The 22,900-nt window shown below is 50.6% G+C and carries 6 protein-coding genes, 1 tRNA gene and 1 pseudogene; 2 read left to right on the top strand and 6 right to left on the bottom strand.

The window, feature by feature from the left end:
* The 5 genes and pseudogenes from OEY58_21810 to uvrB form a co-directional block, all read right to left on the bottom strand.
* Positions 1-708: molybdopterin-dependent oxidoreductase (locus OEY58_21810; GenBank protein ID MDH5328093.1), on the bottom strand; the 708-nt coding region annotated here is incomplete at its 3' end.
* Between the two features lie 96 nt (positions 709-804).
* The gene (locus OEY58_21815) at positions 805-2,409 is read right to left on the bottom strand and encodes an antiporter (protein ID MDH5328094.1); all 1,605 of its coding nucleotides are present in this window, start codon (positions 2,407-2,409) and stop codon (positions 805-807) included.
* A gap of 77 nt (positions 2,410-2,486) precedes the next feature.
* Complete coding sequence (locus OEY58_21820) at positions 2,487-4,211, bottom strand: NarK family nitrate/nitrite MFS transporter (GenBank protein ID MDH5328095.1); 1,725 nt, start codon at positions 4,209-4,211, stop codon at positions 2,487-2,489.
* Positions 4,212-4,280: 69 nt separating this feature from the next.
* A pseudogene (locus tag OEY58_21825) lies at positions 4,281-5,129 on the bottom strand (NarK/NasA family nitrate transporter).
* Between the two features lie 755 nt (positions 5,130-5,884).
* Entirely contained in the window at positions 5,885-7,900 is a 2,016-nt protein-coding gene (uvrB, locus tag OEY58_21830; GenBank protein ID MDH5328096.1) for an excinuclease ABC subunit UvrB, read from the bottom strand.
* Between the two features lie 203 nt (positions 7,901-8,103).
* On the opposite strand from uvrB, the gene OEY58_21835 reads away from it, so the two are divergent.
* Positions 8,104-9,279 (top strand): pyridoxal phosphate-dependent aminotransferase, encoded by a 1,176-nt coding sequence (locus tag OEY58_21835; protein MDH5328097.1) that lies wholly within the window; start codon positions 8,104-8,106, stop codon positions 9,277-9,279.
* Between the two features lie 117 nt (positions 9,280-9,396).
* A tRNA-Asn gene (locus tag OEY58_21840) sits at positions 9,397-9,472 on the top strand.
* A 532-nt stretch (positions 9,473-10,004) separates the two neighbouring features.
* On the opposite strand, the gene OEY58_21845 is transcribed toward OEY58_21840, so the two are convergent.
* Complete coding sequence (locus OEY58_21845; protein MDH5328098.1) at positions 10,005-22,400, bottom strand: isopeptide-forming domain-containing fimbrial protein; 12,396 nt, start codon at positions 22,398-22,400, stop codon at positions 10,005-10,007.
* Between the last annotated feature and the right edge of the window lie 500 nt (positions 22,401-22,900).

Consider the following 22,900-nt stretch of genomic DNA (forward strand, 5'->3'; position numbering starts at 1 on the left):
TGTCTGTTCGCCCCACACCTGGGGTGATGCTGGGGGCAAATCGCAATACCAATCGTAGAAACTGCCGCAGGCACCACCTATGAGGGACAAATAGCGAGATCCGGCGGCATAGCTGATCATGGACATGGCCGGGATCGGTGAAAAGCCAAACAATCGATCCGGACCGTATTTTTTTATCGTATAGACATTGGCAGCGGCGATGATCTCGTTAACCTCATCCCAACCCATGCGGACAAAACCACCCAGGCCACGTACTGCTGTATACTTTTTGCGTTTTTCGGAATCTGACTGGATGGCTTCCCATGCCTCTACCGGGTCCTTACCCGCTTTTCGCTCGGCCCTATACAAATCAAGTAAGCGCCCTCGAATCAAGGGATACTTGACTCGATGAGGACTATACAGGTACCAGGAAAAACTGGCACCACGTTGACAGCCTCGAGGTTCGTGATTGGGCATATCATCGCGGGTACGTGGATAATCGGTTTGTTGCATCTCGAACGCAACTAATCCGTTCTTGACAAAAATCTTCCAACTGCAGCCACCAGTACAATTCACCCCATGAGTGGATCGCACAACTTTGTCGTGTTGCCAGCGATGGCGATACGCATCCTCCCATTTCCGGTCCTCGTCAGTCACAATGCCATGACCGTCAGAGTATGTGCTTTTAATCCGTTTAAAAAATTTCAGACGGTCTATGAAATGGCTCATTGATGCGCTCCTTTAATTTTCACCACCATTCTTCGCAACTCCGACCAAAAGTCGGGCTTGGCCGGCAAATGCTTAGGCTTCATATGTAATCGTTCACTATGGATTTTTGATATCGGCTTTGGGTCCTAGGTAATACCACCAGTTTAACAACAGACAAATGAAATAAAACAAGGCGAATCCGTATAAAGCAAATTCCGGTGTTGCTGCTTTAATCTGCTCACCAAACACCTTGGGAATAACAAAAGCACCATATGCTGCCACGGCCGATGTCCAGCCCAGCGCGGGACCGGCTTGCTCTTTAGGAAACACCATGGCGATGGTACGAAACGTTGATCCATTACCAATGCCTGTCGCCGCAAACAGAACCAGGAACAACAAAAAGAATGGAACAAAATATTCCTCCGGAGTTTCTGACACATACGCAAGCTTGAGAAAATAAGCTACCCCAAGCGCACTAACGATCATTACAATAGAAACGACCTGAGTAACTTTTGCTCCACCCACTTTATCAGCGATCCAACCACCCAGCGGACGAATCAATGCACCGATGAACGGGCCCATCCAAGCATACATCAGAGCAGACGGCCCATTGGCGTTAGCGATGTTATGTGTCATCACCCCGTCAACCATTACATGCTGAAATCCAAATACCACTTTGATCGCCAATGCAAATCCGGCGGAATATCCAATAAAACTGCCAAAGGTCATGGTGTAAATAACACTCATGACCCAAGTGTGCTTGTTTCCGAAAATTTTGAACTGGCGTTGAAGATTTGGCTTAATCTCTCCTGGAATCATTTTTAACAACATCACCGTACCAAACAGAATGGCGGCGATAACGGGCCACTTGGTCCAGTCTGGTGCACCCAAGCCGGTGGGCGCAGGTAGAATCACATAAAGACCCGCCGCGGCTGTCAGAAAACCGATTAACAGCATAGCGGTAATTTTTGAGAAAGCACCGATGGGAGATCCTATTTGCGGAGAGACTTCTTCAGTGCGGATATTATTCATACCGAACCAACCCACAAATGCCAAAGGAATAAGAATAACCAACCAGACATAACCCGCATTATGAATCCAGGTTTCCGCTCCGGCAGGTATTTTACCGATCAATGTGCCGGACGTGTTCTCCAATATCATTGAAGAGCCGCCAAATATTCCGAACGTCATGACCAGTGGCACCAGGATCTGCATGGTGGTCACACCGGCATTTCCTAATCCAGCATTTAACCCCAAGGCAAGACCCTGCATGCGCTTTGGAAAAAAGAAACTGATATTGGACATGGATGAAGCAAAGTTGCCGCCTCCGAAACCGGATAAAAATGCTAGAAATTGAAAGACCCACAAGGGTGTGTTTTTATCCTGCAGGGCAATGCCGGTACCGACCGCAGGGATCATAAGCAATGCAGTAGTAAAGAAAATAGTATTGCGACCACCAGCGATACGAATAAAAAAACTGCTGGGAATACGCAATGTCGCACCGGTTAAACCGGCGATGGCAGCCAGGGTAAACAGTTCGGCTTTGGCAAATGGAAATCCCAGGTTGAGCATCTGCACAGTGATGATTCCCCAGTACAACCAAATGGCAAAACCGCAAAGTAAACTCGGGATTGAAATCCACAAATTCCGGTTCGCTATTTTTTTCCCTTTTGATTCCCAAAAGTCAGGATCTTCGGGATTCCATTCTTTTAAATCTGCCATGCACCTTTCCTCTTTTTCACAAGTAAGGATTATTGTCCCAAACAAGCAAGCTTATTCTTGAACGAAGAAAACCCCAATCAGCACGGTACTTCAGCACCTTTTCCGTAATACCAGGTCCAAGTAGCCCACATACAACTCAGGTAAAACACTCCGAAAATAATCATGGCAGCAAACGGATTGCCAAATAGCGTGGTGGATGTAGCCAGCGCGATGGGGATAAAGAATCCACCAAAGGCTGCTATCGAAGATGTGAATCCCAACGCAACTGCAGATTCGCTCTCCGCTTGGCGCATAGCTGAAAACCTTCTTGCATCATCCTGGCCTTCCGACCAACGTTGGTGAATAGTACGAAAAACAATCGGAACCATGCGATAGACCGAACCGTTACCCAATCCGGCTGTGGAGAACAGGATCAGAAACATGATGTAAAAGCCGGTTGCACTGCCACTGCCGGAAGCTGCCGGGAGCGCCATCAAAACACCGATTATGGCCAGCACCATTACGCTGAAATTCCAAAAAGTCAGGCTGGCCCCACCTATACGGTCCGACATCCAGCCACCCAATGGGCGGGTCAAAGCCCCCAAAAGAGGGCCGATGAATGCATAATTAACCATATGGGAGTCCGGAAATTGGGTTGCCAATAACATTGGGAAGCCTATTGCAAATCCAATAAAGGAGCCGAAAGTCCCCGTGTATAACCAACCACCCAACCAAGCATGCTTGCGTTTGAAAATGGTTGCCTGTTCAGCAAAAGTAGCCTGTACGTGGCGAATGTTATTCATTCCGAACCACTGACCCACTGCTGCAAGAAGGATAAACGGCACCCAGATGTATCCCGAATTCTGTAACCAGATCAACTGTTCTTTACCGTCTTGTGTCACTATTTGGGCACTGCCTTCCAGAATGAAAAACGCGCCACTGTAAATTACCAGGGGAACAACCGCTTGAGCCAAGGCAACACCCAGATTACCGACACCTGCGTTAAGGCCTAAAACGGCACCTTGCACCCGCTTCGGAAAAAAGAAACTGATGTTTCCCATACTTGATGAAAAGTTACCGCCGCCAACACCACAGAGTAAGGAAATGACAACAAAAACAGCATAATTGGTATTGGGGTTTTGAACAGCGACACCAATCCACATGACGGGTATCAACAAAGAAATAGTACTAAACACCGCCCAATTGCGGCCACCGAATATCGGCACCATAAAGGAATACAACATTCGCAGGACGGCGCCCGACAATCCGGGTAATGCCGCGAGCCAAAACAACTCACTGGTGCTGAACTGAAAGCCTACACGCGGTAATTCCACTACAACCACACTCCATACCACCCAAACTGCAAAGGAAAGCAGCAGTGCCGGCATTGAGAACCACAGATTTCGATAAGCAATATTGCGTCCAGTGGTATTCCAGAACTCGTCGTCTTCCGGCCGCCAGTCGTTGAGCCATAGTTTTCTTTCCCGTGTAAACAGGATACCATCGCGTGCCAGTTCCTTTCGCAGGTCGCCTTTTTCTTCTAGTATGGCTTCGCGTTCTGCCCTGGCGGCTGACCAAGTCCAGATCATGATCCCCGCCAAGACAATATACATCAACATAAAGCAACTGCTTCGTACTCCAATGATGTCAGCGGCAATACCAAACATGATCGGTAAGGTGAAACCACCCAGGCCGCCAATAACGCCAACCAATCCTCCCACCGAACCCATACTGGTGGGATAATAATCAGCCAGGCTTCGATAAACGCTGGCTTTGCCTATACCCTGAGCTATGCCGATTATGAAAATCAGCACGGTGAACATCACAATCCCGATACCAATTTTGATGGAAAACTCTTCGTCAATTCCGTGTACGATCAGTGTGGTCTGCGGATAGGACACCAGAAACAGGCAGATTATACTGACCCAGAACACCCACCACGTCACCGTATCGCCACCCCACTTGTCAGACATCCAACCACCCAATGCGCGAATCAAACCGGATGGCAGAGTAAAAAACATGGTGATTAACGCAGCATCCGTCAAACTAAGTCCGTACTCCCCAACATAGTACTTTGGTAACCACAGGGCCAACGCCACAAATCCGCCAAATACAAAATAGTACGCCAAGCCGAAACGCCATACTCGCGCCTCGGTAAGAGGGGCTAACTGCTGCCCCAAGGAAACATGTGTCTTGTTTTTTTTACGTTCCTGTTGAAGCGGGTCCGGAAAAGTCGTGAACCAGAACAACACGGCCATAACCAGCATTGCGATGGAATATACTTCCGGAACCGCACGCCACCCGTAAGCCACCACTATGGTTGGTGCAACCAGATTAGTGACCGCAGCACCTGCGTTACCGGCCCCGAAAATACCCATGGCAGTGCCTTGACGCTCTTTGGAGAACCAAGCAGATGTATATGCGATGCCGATAGCAAAAGAGCCACCAGCCAGCCCGACAAACAACCCAATAATCAGGTATTGCCAGTATTGAGTGGCAAAGGAAAGGCCATACGTTGGTATCGCCACCAGAATCATTTGGATGAAAAAGACAACACGTCCGCCATAACGGTCGGTTAGCAAGCCGAGAGGTAACCGCACCAGAGAACCTGTCAATATCGGCGTCGCCACCAATAAACCGAACTCGGTATTGCTCAGACCTAACTCGTCCTTTATTTTGATGCCAATGACGGAAAACATGGTCCAGACCGCAAAATTGACCGCGAAGGCCAATGTGTTCATGGTCAGGACGGAGACTTGTTTTTGTTTGTAGGTGGGCACTACTCTACCCTGTACATTTTTGTATTAATATTTTAGTTCACGGTCGTTTGTATCGATTGCTAACACCTCATATGAAACTTCGAACACAATACATGCCAAATTGAAATTTCCATACTTGACCACCTTGCTAGGTAAGTGATATTTCAAAAGACTAAGATGTAATTAAAAATAGTAGCTCTACTTAAGTAAGTCAACGTGCCCGTTGGAACATACCGGGTTCGGTTGATGTATGCGTTATAACGACACAGTCCCATGCTTCAAAATGGCATTTCTTATAGGATTCTCGTAAGTAAAGGTCGAACACTCTATGGAGGATTTTAGTTCACTAAACTGCAACTCACAAAACTCAACAATTTACTCATTAAGGGGGCGTGTCTGCGTTATGTTTGATGTGACAATGTTTATCAACACGGTCTGCGTTTATCTGGATAGGTACTCGTATTCATTTTGCTCTCGGAAAAAAAGCTGAATTCTATGTTTCTAAAAGCCAGCAAATCTCGAACAACGAATCGAACTGAATTTCGGGATTAACGTGTAGAGGTCCACAAAGCTTCTGTTTCCCTTGCTTTTACAGCCATACAGGCAAATGCATAGAGCTCGACCGCAGCCTCGTAGGTGCGGTTCATAAAATTCTGAGTTTCTACCGCACTGCCGGTTAGAACATTCAGCTTGAACCATCAGAAATTAATTCGAGACTGAATCGCAGTATGTATAAATTATATCCGGGATGGTCCCATAACTGTATCCTGAATACGTGTGATCTCATCCCGTAATCTGGCCGCCTCCTCGAACTCCAGGTTGCGGGCATGCTCATACATTTTTGTTTCCAGTTGTTTCAGTTTTTTCTTGATCTGATCTTTGCTCATTGAGACATATTCCAGGGTCTCTTCCGCGACCTTGGCAAACTCCTTGGTCTTACCTTTATAGGCAATATGAGCGCCTTCCATAATATCGGCAACGGATTTAATCACCGAGGCCGGCGTAATACCGTGTTGCTCATTGTACTGTTGTTGTATAGCGCGGCGCTCCTCGGTGGTGTCGATGGCTTTTTGCATGGACTGGGTAATGCGATCGGCATACAAAATGGCCTTACCGTTCAGGTTTCGTGCGGCTCGGCCAATGGTCTGAATGAGGGATCGCTCGGAGCGCAGAAAACCTTCTTTATCCGCATCCAAAATCGCTACCAGCGAGACTTCCGGCATATCCAAACCTTCGCGCAACAAATTGATACCCACCAACACGTCGAATTCACCCAGGCGTAAATCCCGAATAATTTCCACCCGCTCCACCGTCTCAATGTCCGAGTGCATATAGCGCACCCGTATACCATGTTCATCCAGGTAGTCGGTCAGATCCTCTGCCATACGTTTGGTCAGCGTCGTGACCAACACCCGTTCTTTAATCTCGGTGCGCTTGTGAATTTCCGACATAAGGTCATCCACCTGCGTCACGGCAGGCCGCACTTCCAGCAGCGGGTCCACCAAGCCGGTGGGCCGCACTACTTGCCGTACCACGGCACCGGAATTTTTTTCTTCGTATAGTCCCGGCGTGGCGGACACAAATAAGGTTTGCGGCATCAACTGTTCAAATTCTTCAAATTGCAAAGGCCGGTTATCCAAAGCCGAAGGCAATCGAAATCCGTACATCACCAGATTCTCTTTGCGGGAGCGATCGCCTTTGTACATAGCGCCTATTTGAGATACGGTCACATGGGACTCGTCCAGCACCAGTAAGGATTCCGGTGGTAGGTAGTCCATCAGTGTCGGCGGTGGTTCTCCGGGCCGGCGTCCGGATAAATAGCGTGAGTAATTCTCTATGCCGGAGCAATATCCCAGTTCCAACATCATTTCCAGGTCGTAACGGGTTCGCTCTTCCAACCGCTGGGCTTCCACTAAACGGTTGTCCGATCGCAGTTGCTCCAAGCGAATGGCCAACTCGTCGCGAATGGATTCCACAGCATCCAGAACAGTCTGTCTCGGGGTGACATAATGGCTTTTAGGATAAACCGCGGCCCGTGGAACCTTTCTTAACACCTCACCGGTCAATGGATCAAAATAGGCCACGGATTCGATTTCGTCGTCAAACAATTCCACCCGCACCGCTTCACGATCGGAGTCAGCCGGAAAAATATCGATCACGTCACCGCGAACCCGGTAGGTACCCCGCTGCAGTTCCGTATCATTGCGCTGATATTGCAGCTCCGCCAAACGCCGCAGAATCTGGCGTTGATCCACGGTGTCGCCGCGAACCAGGAGCAGCACCATTTGCAAGTAGGATTGCGGGTCACCCAAACCGTAAATGGCCGACACGGTAGCGACGATGATGGTGTCTTTACGCTCCAATAGGGCTTTGGTGGCGGAAAGACGCATTTGTTCGATATGGTCGTTGATCGAGGCGTCTTTTTCTATGTAGGTATCCGATGAGGGAACATAGGCCTCGGGCTGGTAATAGTCGTAGTAGGAAACAAAATATTCAACAGCATTATTGGGGAAAAATTCGCGCATTTCACCATACAATTGTGCCGCCAGTGTCTTATTGTGCGCCATGATTAAGGTAGGTCGTTGAACCTCCTGGATCACATGGGCAATGGTGAAAGTTTTACCGGAGCCGGTAACACCCAGTAAGGTTTGGGCCGCCTCCCCCGCATTGATGCCCGCCACCAGTTGTTCTATGGCGCTGGGTTGATCACCGGCGGGACTAAAATCGGACTTTAATTGGAAGGCTTTTGCCACGAGTAATTACTCAATTGCTTATATAATCTGACAATGGAATATTTAAAACCTTGCCACTGATTAACACAGTAGCGCAAACAACTATTCTACCCTGAATTAAACCCGTTTGCAGATTAAAAAAAACAAGCATTTGACAGCGGAATTGAATAAAATAGCCGCGTTCGGGAGACCGAGATTGTAAACCCTAACTGAAGAGGAACCCTGTGAATTCACTGTCAACGCGAGTGCAAAGAATCAAGCCATCTCCCACACTCGCCATATCCGCCAAAGCCAAGGAACTGCAAGCCGCCGGTCAAGACATTATCGACTTAGGTGCAGGTGAACCCGATTTCGATACGCCTCAAAGCATTAAAGATGCGGCAATTCAAGCCATTAACGAAGGATTTACCAAATACACTGCTGTAGACGGCATTCCTTCTTTGAAACAAGCAATTGTCGAAAAATTCTCCAAAGAAAACGGTTTTGACTTTGAACCGGCTCAAATTCTGGTGTCCTGTGGCGGAAAACAGAGCTTTTACAACTTATGCCAGGCTTTACTGAGTGAAGGTGACGAAGTGGTCATCCCGGCACCCTACTGGGTTTCTTACCCGGATATTGCCCTATTGGCTGATGCCAAACCGGTTATTATTAATACCACTATTGAGCATGGGTTTAAAATCACCCCGGATCAATTGCAAGCGGCCCTTACCCCCAAGACTCGACTGATGGTGCTCAATAGCCCGTCCAATCCCACGGGGTCAGTCTATAGCCCGGAAGAATTGAAAGCATTGGCCGAAGTATTGCTGAAATACCCGCATGTGGTAGTGGCCACAGATGATATCTATGAGCACATCCGTTTAAGTGACTGCTCATTTCAAAATATCCTTAATGTATGCCCGGAATTAAAACCTCAGACCATCGTGCTCAATGGCGTTTCAAAAGCTTATTCCATGACGGGCTGGCGTATCGGTTACGCAGCAGGCCCTAAATGGCTGATTGCGGGTATGAAAAACGTGCAGTCCCAAAGCACCTCCAACCCCACCTCTATTTCTCAGGTGGCGGCTCAGGCCGCCTTGAGTGGTGATCAATCCTGTATAGCCCCCATGGTAGCGGCATTTCGAGAACGCCATGAATATATCGTCAATGCCCTGAATCAGCTCAATGGCGTTCGCTGCATTCGTTCCGCCGGTGCATTCTACAGCTTTGCCGATTATACCCAGGCGATAGCCAATCTTGGCCTTAAGGATGATGTGGAACTGGCCGATGTTCTCATGACAAAAGCCGCAGTAGCTCTGGTTCCAGGTTCTGCCTTTGGTAATCCGGGCTATGCAAGAATTTCTTTTGCCACCAGTATGGAAAACCTGCAAAATGCTGTAAAACGAATGAGCAAAATACTGTAAGCATACGATTCGTTTGAAAAAACCGTTGAAAATCTCTGTAGAAATTTTCAACGGTCTATTGACCCCAGGGCGTCACGGTTGTAACATACGCCCCGCTCGGTTAGAGCAATCCGACATTCCCCAGTAGCTCAGTCGGTAGAGCAGCTGACTGTTAATCAGCCTGTCCCTGGTTCGAGTCCGGGCTGGGGAGCCAAACAAAATATGTGAAAAAGGACCTCCAACGGGTCCTTTTTTTGTGCCCGCAATTATTTCCCCCACGAGCAATAAACAACCGATCTCGCGGCAACAATCAACCCGGTATTAGCACCTCTGCTTGGTGGATTACGCAGGCTAATCCACCCTACGGGTCAAGAGGATTTAAGGTGGATTGCGCACGGACCGTAGGGCGGATTAGTTTACGTAATCCGCCAAACAGATTTGATGTTTGCACAGGGTAACTATGAGCAATAAACAGCATTTCACATGAAAACAATTTTACCGGTATTCGCGCCACTGCCTGGTGGATTACGCAGGCTAATCCACCCTACGGGTCAAGAGGATTTAAGGTGGATTGCGCACGGACCGTAGGGCGGATTAGTTTACGTAATCCGCCGAACAGGTTTGATGTTTGCACAAGGGTAACTATGAGCAATAAACAGCATTTCACATGAAAACAATTTTACCGGTATTAGCACCTCTGCTTGGTGGATTACGCAGGCTAATCCACCCTACGGGTCAAGAGGACGTCAATCCACACCGCTTGCCGGTCCGCCGCGGCGCCAGAACACTTCGTTTTCTATGGTCAATTGGTAACTGTTGACCTTGAGCCAATGGTCTCGAATGTGGCGTTTCAAGGCACTCAATCGTGCGTCAACCAAACCAGGGCTTTCCACATCGGCTAAATACGTTAAACGCAATATGGATGGACCTTGACGTAGGGCTTCAATTAATACACCCAAGCGAGGTTGCCATTGCGGCCGCACTTCAGTGCTGCCTTCCTCGAATGCACCGTCACCCACATCCAAGGCGACCACGCGATGGATGGTGGCGCCGAAGTTGAAACTGCGTAACTTACCGCGGGTAACACGTTCCACCCGAGGATTCTCTGTAGTCACACGAAAACCGCTGGGCAGGCTGCGATCGTCCAGTTTCAGGATAAAGTTACTTCCTCTCTGCTCATTGGGGACTAAAGCACAGGTTAGATGGAAACGCCCATGGGCATCGGTAGTGACCAAGAGTCCGCGAGCCGTAACCAAACGCACGCCCGGCAATCCAGCCTCCCCTTCGTCCTGAGCCCCGTTGAGATTGGTGTCATCAAACACCTTACCTACGATATCGGAACAATCCATGGTGGGGTCGGGTACGACTCGAACCGTGGCTGTGGCTTCCTCAGACACAAAGGTGGCAGTGAGACTGCTGTACACCTGCGCCCGGTTAACATACGTGCCTTCAGTCAGCGCACCGCCGGCTGCCAACAATAGTTGGATGGTGTACTTGCTGTTAATGGCAATGGTGCCGATGTTCCAACTCAGTTGCCGGCCGTTGATGCCGGGCTCTATGCGCTGTCCGTTAACCCGTGCTGAGCCAGGGATATACTTAAATCCGCCGGGGATATTGTCGTAAATGATAATTCCGGTCAACGCCACTGGCAGGGTATTTTCCACCGTAATCACATAAGGAACCAGATCACCGCGGCTGATGTTCAATTTATTGGCCACTTTACTAATGGTCAAAGCCTGACCCAACTCCGGATCAATGGGGATATGGTTATTAAACAACTGACTGGTACCCGGCGGTGTTGTGTTATCCAGGGTCAAATTCAGATAGTAGTTGGTACCCGCCGTTTGAGCCGCTACGGAAACCGGTGGTTGATATTCAGAGGTATAGGCCTCGCAATAGTTGGCCGTGGCACCGATGGTGTCATTGGCGCTACCCAAGCAAGCCGGCACGGAGAACGGGGGTGTTGTTCCATTGCTTTGCGCAGGAATCACCACTGACTCACCCGGTGTAAATCCGTTAGCCGGTGGGGTCACTTGGATTCGATAGTCGCTGCCGTTGACACAGGCACCCTGGCTGAAGTTTAAATCGAATTTATAAAATCCATCCGCCGGCGTCACCTGATTTTGTTGCGCCGGATCATCGAAACAACTGGATGGCAGGGCCGTACCGGTACTATCCAACATAGTAACGGTGGCACCTACAATGGGTACGCGCACCACGGAATCGTAAATCACACCATTGGGGTCTATAGGTAAATTCAGATCCAGCTGATTGGTGCCCGGATACGTGATGATATTAAATATACGTTGCAGATCGTTGCTGTGTATCGAACTGGCCATGCCCAGTTTAGCGGTATTGGCAGCAGCTCCCGGAGCAAGGAAACGCAGTTCGTAATGCTGAGCGTCCAGATAGGTCGGTGCCAAACCGTTTATTTGATACACCCCATTGGCATCGGTTTGTACCGTATCCAGCAAATTACCGTTAAGGTAGATTTGTACATCCCAACCGGCCAGTGACCGTTCACTGCCGCCATAGCTATCGTCAAAGTCGGCATCATGCCAGACTCGACCGTTAAGGTTAGCGACACCTGGAATGGCCCCCACGTCTATGGAAACACTGGCAGAAGCCGACTGAGTCGCACCGTTCCATTCCACCAACGCAACATTGGTGATGGTCTGTCCGATGGTTAAACCCGAATCCAGCAGGACTCTAAAACGCAACTCGGCAATTTGTCCCGCCGGCAATACACCATAGGTGCCGAAGTAATCGGCGCTGATAAGCGGTAGGGCCGTGGCATCAACACCGGTACTCAGTCCATTTAGGGTGCCTGATCCGGCCACATAGGTCATTTGGCCCGGAATGGGATTATCCAGATTGTCACTGAGGAAGACATCATAAGCATCCGTTGTGCCCACATTGGTAACTCGAACCACATATTCCAACTGCGCACCGGGAATAGCAGCACCGCCACCCACGACAGACACCGATTTACTGATAGACAACTGCTGTCCACTACCCACGGCAATTAAAGTGGGTTGATCACCATTGGAATCCAAGCCGTCCGCATCAGTAGGCTCTGTGGGTAATTCGTTGTTGGAGACAAAACCTTGGTTACTGATAATGGTTCCCGCTGCCGTGCCTGCATTCACTGTGACATCAAAAGTAACGGTAGCGGTGGCACCGGGTGTTAAATACCCTACCGCAGGCAGCGGCGGTGTCAGATCAGCGGAACTGATGGGAATACCTGCAATCAAGGGAGATATGCCTGCATCCGGCTGCCCTACCGGCAAACCGTTCAGGAACACAGAATCGGCAAAATAAGTAGTATTGGCCGGTACGGCATCGGTTAACACAACTCCGGTGGCCGCTTGCGCCCCGTAATTGGTAACGCTGATGGTGTAGCGCAACACGTCTCCCGGACCCACAGAACCCAGTGGGATGTTGTCCACGACTAAGGCCACCGTTTTCACTGCGTCCACCAAAGGCAGATCACCGACGATGTCCAAGGTGGGGTCGTCTAAGGTCGCGGTGTTGGGATCGTCGGACGGCTGCTGTGGAATCGGTCCACTGGTCCCAGCGCCATCGGCGTTCACGAAGCCTTGGTTGGAAATAATTGTTCCGTTGATGACTCCGGCATTGATGGTTACATCGAAGCTAATGGTGGCTACATTTGCCATAGTCGCTGTCGCATCGGCACGCATGTACCCCGCCGTGGTATTCTCCGGTGCGTTCACCAACATGCCGGTTTCCAGAGCAGACACACCCGCGGCTGGATCTGCCACCGCCACTCCGTTCAAAGTGGTCGTTCCGGCAACATATGTCGTATTTCCCGGAATGGTATCCCGAATCAAGGCATTAACCGCATCCTCATTACCGATGTTTTTCACGGTAATGGTGTAACGTAAGGTATCGCCCGGTAGTAATTGAGTGGCAGAACCGGTGATGTCATCCGATACTTTTTCAACCTGGAACAACGGCGCAGCGACAATCAACGTTTGGGTGGTGTCTTCGTCACCAATTGTATTGGGATCATCAGCACCGTTTATATTGGGATCATCACTGGGCAAGGGTGTGAGATTTTGAATCTGCAAGAAAGCCTGATTCTGTACCAGTGTACCGCTGTTTATGACAGATGCCAGGGTAACTTCAAACTCTATAACTACCACATCATTGCCGCCACCTGCTGCGCTCAATGACAGATTGCGTACATCCACTAAGCCGGTACCGTTGACACCACCGTTGGGATTAGTGTTGCTGCTGTCAGCGCCAACCGGTACCGGAAACAGATTAAGACTACCGGGCACAAACAAGGCTGGAGTGTTGAGTGCATCCAGATCATCAACAATACTGAAGTCAGGCAGATCCACCGGACTCACATTGGTGGCCGTGATTTTGTAGTGCAATACGTCACCGGGAGAGGCGCTGGCTCCCGGATCCAGTCCTGTGGTGGTATTGATGACCGTTTTCTGAAACAGAATAATCGGCGACTCTGTCAATATACTGTGCGCGTCTTCATGATCAAGAGTGCCCACGGTGCCGTCGCTGATGACACGGGTATAGGTACGAATGGACCCGGTTGCACCGGCACCGGCTGTGTCGCCACTGAACCATTCGGTGGCGCCGGCAATATTGGTCAGCGTGATATTGTTCACCGTGCCGCTGTCCAGCACTACATCGTAATTGACGATTAAGCGGTTGTCCGCGGGAATGGCCGCAGCGGCGCTTAACAGGGTTACCGTAAAAGTACAATTGGGTGATCCGGCGGCAAAACCGACGCTAAAATCCGTATTCTGCACCAAAGCCGCGCCCACAGGTGTCACACCATCTGCCAGTGTAAGCTGCGCCGTCACGTTAGTGGGCGCCACATCGCAGGTACCGCCATTGACCGGGTTGGGCAGAAGATCCGTAATGGTCACATCGTAGGCCGGTGCTGTACCGGTATTATGCACACTGAGTGTAAATGTTGAAGGCACGCCCACGCGCATAGTGGCGGGACCGGATTTCTCCAGGGTCAAGTTGTCTGGACCGACAATAGTCATATCAGCTGTTGTATCGGGTAATCCGTTTTGCTGCGTGGCCGAATCGTTGCTGAGTTGATTGTAGGTATAGTCAGCCGTGTTGCTGAACAATAAACCGCTGACATTAGTAGCCGTGTCATCCACCTGCACAGTGATATCAATAACCACCTGTTCCCCGGCCGGGATATCGATACCTACAGTGGTATCCTCTATCACCAGGTTTGTAACCGTCCCTGTATTCACCGGCGTCCAGGGCTGGGAACCGCTCACTTTGGTGACGCTCACAAAACTTAAGTCTGCCGCCGAGGCCGTGAGATCATCCAAAATACGCACATCGTGCAAAGCAACCGGTACCGGTGTAACCGGTACAGTAATCCGATAGCTAAAGGTGTCGCCTACGGAGACGCTTAAAACCGCCGGGTTGGCTTTGGCTAAAGCTCCCACAGTCGGTGAAGTTAAGCTATAAACGGCGGTATTCGTAGGACCATAGTCCTGGCGTACCCCGGTCACACTACCGGATACGGGCACTGCCTCATCGTCAAAGGAATAGTACACCGTACCCACAGCGGCATTATCCAGTATCAATCCGGCACCCAGATCCGCGTCGGCCTGCGCTTGATAGACAAGGCTCAGAGTTTGTCCTGCATCGATAGTGTAGGCATCAGCGACACCGCTATCCAAGTTCCAGATGGCAAGTCCGGTCGCCGCATCATAAACGGGGTTGAGATTGGCAACCGGAGTCCCGCCAATGGTTATGCTCACCATGGTAATCGTAGCTGCGCCATTGCGCATACCTACGGGAATCACATCCTGTACCACCAGATCATAAGCCGGTGCAGCGCCGCTGTTACTTACGTTGACCGTATAAGTAACCAGTTCACCGGCGTCAATGATGCTATCGCCACCGGTGGTGACTGCGGTTTTGGTCACACTGAGATTAGGCTGTAGCAAGGTCACACTGCTGGAAGCCGTTAACGTGGCTGCACCGGTAGCGGTGGTGTAATCCAACTGCGCATTGTTGTTGAGCGCCAAACTGTTCACCTGCGCCAGAGTATTGTCCAGTACGCGGGCATAGTACACAATCACAAATTCATCGTTGGCGGCATTGTTGTCGCCCACATTGGTCACGTCACCCAGAGCAAAGGTGACCGTACCAGGAGCCGTCACCACTGAAATATCGCTGTGACTAAACGGTGCTACCGAACTGTAAGGTGCCGCATTGTCGCCATTGATATGAACCACGCCTTCAAAAGCCAGCCCCAATGGCAAGGTGTCAGTCACCACCAAAGCAGAGTTTAGGCCTTCCTGCAAACCAATACGCAGTTCGTATTCCACGATATCACCCACGCGCACATTAGTATCCGCAGCGCCCCAGGTATCGCTGAGGCGGGTTTTAATGAAGGTGGTGGGATCGGGGGTTACCACGGTCACGACCACAGGACCACTGAAATAGTCGTTTTCCACCGGCGTGCCGCTACCGCTACGCTCATTGGCATCCACGCCCTGCAAACCGGTCCACTGAGTAGAAACACTGTTGCTTAAGGACTGGTTGGCCAACACTGTATCCAGTACTAACACATCATAAGTTACTGTAACGGTGCTGCCTTCCGCCACATCAATATCCGCTGTGGCATCGGCCAACTGCCACACCAAATTTTGTGCCGTAGCAATACCATCTCCGCTGACGGCAGGATCAGTAATCGTATTGCCGCCATCGACCGTAGAGCTGCCGTTTTGGTAGGCCAACCCCAGACTCAAATTATCATCCAGACTGACATCGAAGGCATTAGAGAAATTATCCCCTACCCCGGTACCTGCCGCAGTGAGGGTCACGGAGTAACGCAAGATATCCCCCGCATTGGGTGGATTGCCCGGATTACTGATATTACTCACTGTCTTATTCAATGCCAATGAAGGTTCAATGAGGGTCAGGTTCGCTGCCGTGGCGGTACCTACATTGATAGCCGCGCCTCCGGGGGTAGCCGCATAGGTAAAACCGGCGATGTTAGCAATGACTGTACCGGCATTGGCAGAGGCATTGTTGGCCACACGCACACGTAATTCGATCAGCGCCTGCTGCCCGGCGGGAATTTGGCTTATGCTCAAGCTGACATTATTGCCAACACTGTTGTCCGTCATTGCAAAACCGTTAGCGCTGATGTCAGTGACACTGAGCAATTCATAGGCGGCGTGTAATGTATCGTTAATCACTACATCATACAAGGCAGAGTTCGGTACGTTACCCGGTACGGTGATGTGATACACCACTTCTTCGCCGACGGTGGCTTCCCCGCTCACAGGACTAACCATAGTTTTGAGTGGTGGATTAATTACCGTGTTGTTGGTCATGGAGAACTGGGTGGGCCCCAAGGCTGCATATGTTTGCCCGCTTTGAGCCGGCAACGACCAGTATTCATTCACAACAACGGTGTTATACCACAACTGATTAGGCGGGATATCGTTATGGAAGCCGATGTTATAGCTGACGGTAACGCACTGCGCCGGATTGACCGGAGCGATCACATCAAAAATCATGCTGCCACCGCGCACTGCCGGTGGCGTATACAGATAGTCCACGGCAGGACTGGCGGCAGCTCCGTTAATGGTCACGCTGAGGCCGCTGATACTGGTTTCATCCAGCTCCGAATCCAGGCTATCGGTGATACGTACATTGTAGGCAGGAGCCAATCCGGTGGTATTACAGGATTCCAGAGTAAACTGCATAACATCGGTGGCAATATTGACGCCGGCGGTACTGGTGAACACGGCATCGGTTTTGGTGGGCACCGTCAGAACGGGTTGCCACACCGTCAAGGCGGCACTGCTTTGCAGCCGTAGCGGATCCACCACCGTAACCCCATTTCCATCCACATATTGCAAAGTGGCTGTATTGTTCAAGACGGTAGACGCAACTTGCGCCAGAGTGTTTTCCAACACCCGTGCACGATAGTCGATATACAGGGTATCAATACTGGGATCGCCGAGAGGATTGTTGGTCACATCACCGATTGTGAATGTCAGTGTACCTGTTTGGCCCGGCGTCGGCAGTGATCCGGCAGCAATCGCCGTATAGCTGAAGTTACTGCCCGCTCCCACCAAGGGTGCGGTATAATCCGCGGTGCTGTCACCGTTAATGCTGACTATACCGTCGAAGGACAACCCTGCCGGTAACACATCGCTAACGGTGACATTGCCGGTAAAACCTTCCTGGAAATTAAGCGCCAAACGGTAGGTAACCGTATCCCCTACCCGTACATTGGCATCTGCCGGCGCATAGCTGTCATCAATAATGGATTTGACCAGACTATTGGTGTCATCAATAGTGACATCAACCGTGGCAGGACCGCTGCAATAGTCATTGGGCGCGGTAACGGCAGGACAACCGGCACCGGTTCGTTCATTCAGGCTGGCACCGTTCTGCGAACCAAAATCAACCAATACGCTATTGGTGTAGGTACTATTGGCTTCGGCCGCTGAGTCTATTAATACCCGGTATGTCAACACCAGAGTGCTTCCGGCGGGAATGTCCAGACTGGGATCACCACGCCCCAGTCCCCAAATCAAAGGCCCGGCCGGAGTCCCCAGCGGTAAGGACACAAAACCAAATACCGGCACACCACTGATAGTGGCCGTGGGCAGGAAGGTCATATCGAAACTCAAACCGGCGGGCAGCGTATCTACTATTGTCACATCGAAAGCAGTACTACTGCCGCTGTTGTTCATGGATATGGTGTATTCCATGATATCGCCACCGGTCACCGGTGCCGGGGTTACTGCAGCAACGGTTTTGGTAATGGCCAGATTGGGCTCAGTCACCGTGACCGTAACTACATCGGTACTGGCCAGCGGCGCTTGAGTGGTACCACCCGGTGAGAACGCAAAGGTGTAAGATACCGTGTTGTTAATGAGCACGCCCTGCTGCGCCGTGGCTACATTACGCACTCGTGCTCGCAGTTGAATCACTGCCTGTTGTCCCGCCGGTATTTGGCTAAAGGCGATATTCAATTGTGTGGCTGTACTGGTATCCACCGCCCCCACACCGCCGCCACTGATAACAGCACTGACAAATTCCAGATTGGCGTCCAACACATCTGTCACTTGAACATCATGCAGATCACCGGCGCTTACGGTACCGGGTACAGTTATTTGATAGAGGACTTCATCACCAATAGTTGCCTGTGCCGCTGACATCAAAGCTTTCACCGGAAGTGACCCGGTGTAAACCGTACTGGTGGCGATATTGGTTGCAGGATAGATTTGACGAGAACCTACGACAGTGCCTGATGGTATGGCGTCATCATCAAAGGAGTAATACGTGGTCACCTGCGCGGCATTCGTCAGCACCAAACCCTGAGCAATAGCGGCGTCGGTTTGAACGCTATATTGAATGCTTAAGGTTTGGCCGGGGGCCAGCGTGTAGGCGTCGGCGACACCGGTATCGAAATTCCAGGTTGCCAAACCGCTCACGGGATCATATACCGGCGTTAGATTGGCCACGCCGACACCCCCCAGTGTGGTGGTGACAGGGGTAATACCGGCCGTTCGCAAACCTGCCGGGATGGTGTCCTGCAACACAATATCATAAGCCGGCGCCGTGCCACTGTTGAGGATATCCACCGTATAAGTTACCACTTCACCGGCCACAATGACGGTGTCTCCACCGGCTGGAGACGCCGTTTTCGTCACCGCAAGTGAAGGCTGTAACGCAGTAATGGTGGTATCCAGATCCGATACGGTGGTGGTTCCGGCGGCGGTATCATAACTCAGGCTGACTTGGTTATTGAGTGATGTGGTCAAGTCGACGACGGCGAACACATTGTTCAGCACACGGGCTCGATAGACAATGATAAAATCATCGGCAATGCTGTCATTGGGCGTATTGCTCACATTACCCAGCGTCCAAGTCACGGTGGTGGCACCCGTGGTGGCGTCACCGGTTGCTACAATATCAGCAGCGGTTATGTTCGTATGACTGAATGGCGCCACCGGTGTATACGGATCTGTGGTGATGCCATTAATACTAACGATGCTGTCAAACTGTAAGCCTTGCGGCAAAGTATCCACCAATTGCACATTGCCCAAAGTACCCTCAGGAATATTGATCGTCAGGGTGTAATCCACCAAATCACCGATACGAACGTCGGTATCGGTACCCACGAACGTATCGGTACTGTGTACTTTGGTGATGGTGGCATTGAGATTGGGCGTAGTGACAGTCACCACTGCCGGTGCGGTGGCATAATCATTAAGCACACCACCGGCGCCATCGGATCCATTGCGCTCCGCTCCATTGATCCCATCTGTACCGGTCCATTGTGCGACTGCACTGTTACTCAGGGATGCACCCGCCAACACCGAATCCAGCACACGCACATCATAGGAAATGGTTATAGTGGTGCCTGCAGGTATATCGATATCGGATACTTCATTACCGTTCAGGCCCCACTGCAACACATACGGGATAGTAATACCGTCACCATCCAGATTAATGTCCGGCGCGCCAATAGTATTGCCGGCCCCGGTTACCACCGGATTGCCGGCATACTCCAAACCCAGCCCCAGTGTGTCAATCAGGGTCACGTCAAACACATCGGAACTGGTGGCGGTATTCTCTGCAGTAAGTGACACGGTATAACGAATCACTTCCCCGGCGGTGGGCGCGCTGTTGTCCACAATTTTACTGAACGTACTGATATTGGGTTCCAATACGGTAATAGCACCGGAATTTGAAAGCGGTAATGCCGTTGAGGTGGCGAAATCCCCATTGGCACGGTTATAGGTGTAGTAAAGGCTGTTGACAAAGCTCAAACCCGCCTGGTTAACAACCGTATTACTCAGTTGCACGGTAAGCAGAATTTCAATCCAACCACCGCCCGGTATATCAATGCCTACCCCGGTGTCCTCCAATACTACGGACGTAGCGGTACCCGTGTTGGTTAAGGTCCAGGCACCACCGGAAACGACACTGGCACTGACAAAACTCATTCCTGCAGTGGCCGATAGATCATCAATGATGCGCACATCATAGATGGGCATATCTGCCGGTGCATCAATTCTGATGGTATAGGTGTATTGCTCGCCAATAGTGGCCGAGGTGACACTTGCCGTCTTGGTGGCGGGCAGCGGTGTTTGGATGGTGACATTGGTGACATCACCGGGCGTGCCGGGGGCGGCAATGCCGTTACCCAGTGAATCATACGGATCATCGCTTGTTACCACCAAGGCACCGCCGTTAGCGGTCAGTGTGGCTTGATTGGGTATCACCGCACCGTTGCTGAGATCGGAACGTAGATTTATGTTGAAAACCACTTCCAATTGCGTCGGCGGTACCAGATCTAAGGAAGCACCGCTGGGGACGATGTTCAATTCCCCGGTGAAGGCATTCCAGGTATAAGTGGCGCCAATGCCGGTAGTGTAGGAAACCATACTAAATGACGCCAGGTTGAAGTAGGCCGGATCTACGATGTCGGTAATCGTTACCCCATTGACCGCTTCACTGAGATTGAACACGCGCAGTCGATACTGTAACTGATCACCGGGTACGGCACTGAGCCCGATACCAGGACCGTCGCCGCTGGTCAGGTTCACCACGGTTTTCTGAAAAAAGTAACCGGTAAGCGCCGTTGTTACCGTGTAAGCATCCTGATGATCCGAAACACCCGGCGTGCCGTCGGTGAGGGTCCGGGTATAGGTTTTGGTTGCAAAGCTGCCGTCGCCACTTTCCCAATGGGTGGCACCGGCAACGTTAGTCAGATCGAATGCATCCTGCGTGGCGGGCCCGTCATCCAATTGCACGGCGTAGCGGATAATCAAACGCTCGGTGGGCTCGATGACCGCAGTGGCAGTGAGCATTTCAAAGGTGAGTCGGCAAGTCGCTTGGTCATATGTGATGGCGTAATCACTACCCGCTGCTAATAAGCCCGGCGCACCCGTAGTGCCATCCGCTGCGTATATACCGGCAGATACAGTAGCCACCAGATCGTAAATACCAGGGTCCGGACAGGTGCCGGCCAGTGGGGTGGTGGAATCCGGCAGTATATCTTCAATAACAGCGTACCAGGCGCTGCCCCCTCCCGTATTTTGCACATCAATAGTGAAGTTCGCTATGTCTAAACTAATGGCCGTGGTATCACTGGACTTGGTCACAATCAGATTGGGCGCACTGATGGTCATGGGCGGAGTAACGCCGGACTCACCCGGCAAGGGAGTAAAGGTCTCCTCCGGTGTAATGGTACCGTCTTCGTCAATATCGATTTCACGGCCAAACCACCACTTGGCCGTGTTCACAAAGACCGTACCGTCGGTGTTACCGGGAACATCATCCACCACCACCGTAATATCCAAGCGAATTTGTTCGCCCGGCAACATGTGGAAGGGATCGAAACACAGATTCTTATTGGTATGGGTGCCACACAGATTGGTGGCCAGGGGGTCGGTTGCCGGTACCAAAGGCGCCGGATCGCCTACCGCGACCGTGGACGCAACATTAACCGATACATAGGTACCCGAATAACTCACCATCGTTAACTCGGCGCCAGTCGCAGCAGCAGTCAGTACGTCACCTAGAACCACATTAAACAGCTCGTTGGGTGAGGGATCACCTGCCGGTACCTGCATAGAAGGCAATGTAAGGGTATAGGTAAACTGTTCACCAATACCCACCGATGTCCGCGGTGGATTCTGCTTATCGATGGTTTCTACGGGAATCAGAAGATCCTGGCAGCTTTTATTGGAACCGGTGTCCGATCCGTTAACAAACCAGATTTTGTGCGGGATATTGGAACAGGACATGTTTCCGGTAAAAGAGACGTTGTCAAACGTGATCAGATAAACCGACGGATCGTTGGTTTGGAAATTGATGGTAACGTCAAGATCGTTGGGCGATACAAAATTCTGAAAGTTACAATGGGTATCGATGGTGATCTGAGTTAATCCCACCAATAAGGGATCACTGCCATCCACCAGATGAACCGGTTTGTCAACGGTCCAGGTGGATGCCTGGGGAAAATCGGAACAAAACAAACCCGCCTGGGCAGTACCTGATATGCCCAGTAAAGCCAAAACCAAGAACGCTTTAAATTGGCGCAAGCCTGACGAATAAATTCCTTTGAATAACAATAACATCCTGATCACACAGAGCTCCTGCACGATCGAATGCCAGTTAGTGTTGGTGAATTTCCGGGCTTACTATATTTTTTTGAAGAACAAGCCGACCCTACCCATTTTGAGCATAAGCGTATCCCTGACCTGTTCGCCAAAGTACACAATTTCAAAACCATTCCTTTACGTTCGTTATCTCAATTACAACTATTTTCAGGTCACGTACATCTTGGACTCGTTGATTTGGCGAGAACTAAAACACCACCGCAATCCCACCATTTGCATAGGCCATCTATTTGATTAACAGGAAGTAATTGGATTTCTGCCAAGTTTTTCACGGAGTCATATCCCCGCGCTTGTCAAGGCTATTTACACCACCTGCCGCACAAAACACCCATTGTGTATAACGTCCGGAAAGGGTTTAAACATTATGGTTATTGATTGATATTTACGGTTTTGAGGACTACGTAGAACTCTGATAATTTTGTGAATTTCTTAGTCTAAAGATTTAGAAATGCGAAAAA

The organism is Gammaproteobacteria bacterium (assembly GCA_029882975.1).
Lineage (GTDB): Bacteria > Pseudomonadota > Gammaproteobacteria > SZUA-152 > SZUA-152 > JAJDNG01.

What these genes read in the sequence shown, in the direction of transcription:
- OEY58_21845 (MDH5328098.1), bottom strand. Translation starts at nt 22,400, where the DNA reads ATGTTATTGTTATTCAAAGGAATTTATTCGTCAGGCTTGCGCCAATTT.
- OEY58_21820 (MDH5328095.1), bottom strand. Translation starts at nt 4,211, where the DNA reads ATGTTCACCGTGCTGATTTTCATAATCGGCATAGCTCAGGGTATAGGC.
- OEY58_21815 (MDH5328094.1), bottom strand. Translation starts at nt 2,409, where the DNA reads ATGGCAGATTTAAAAGAATGGAATCCCGAAGATCCTGACTTTTGGGAA.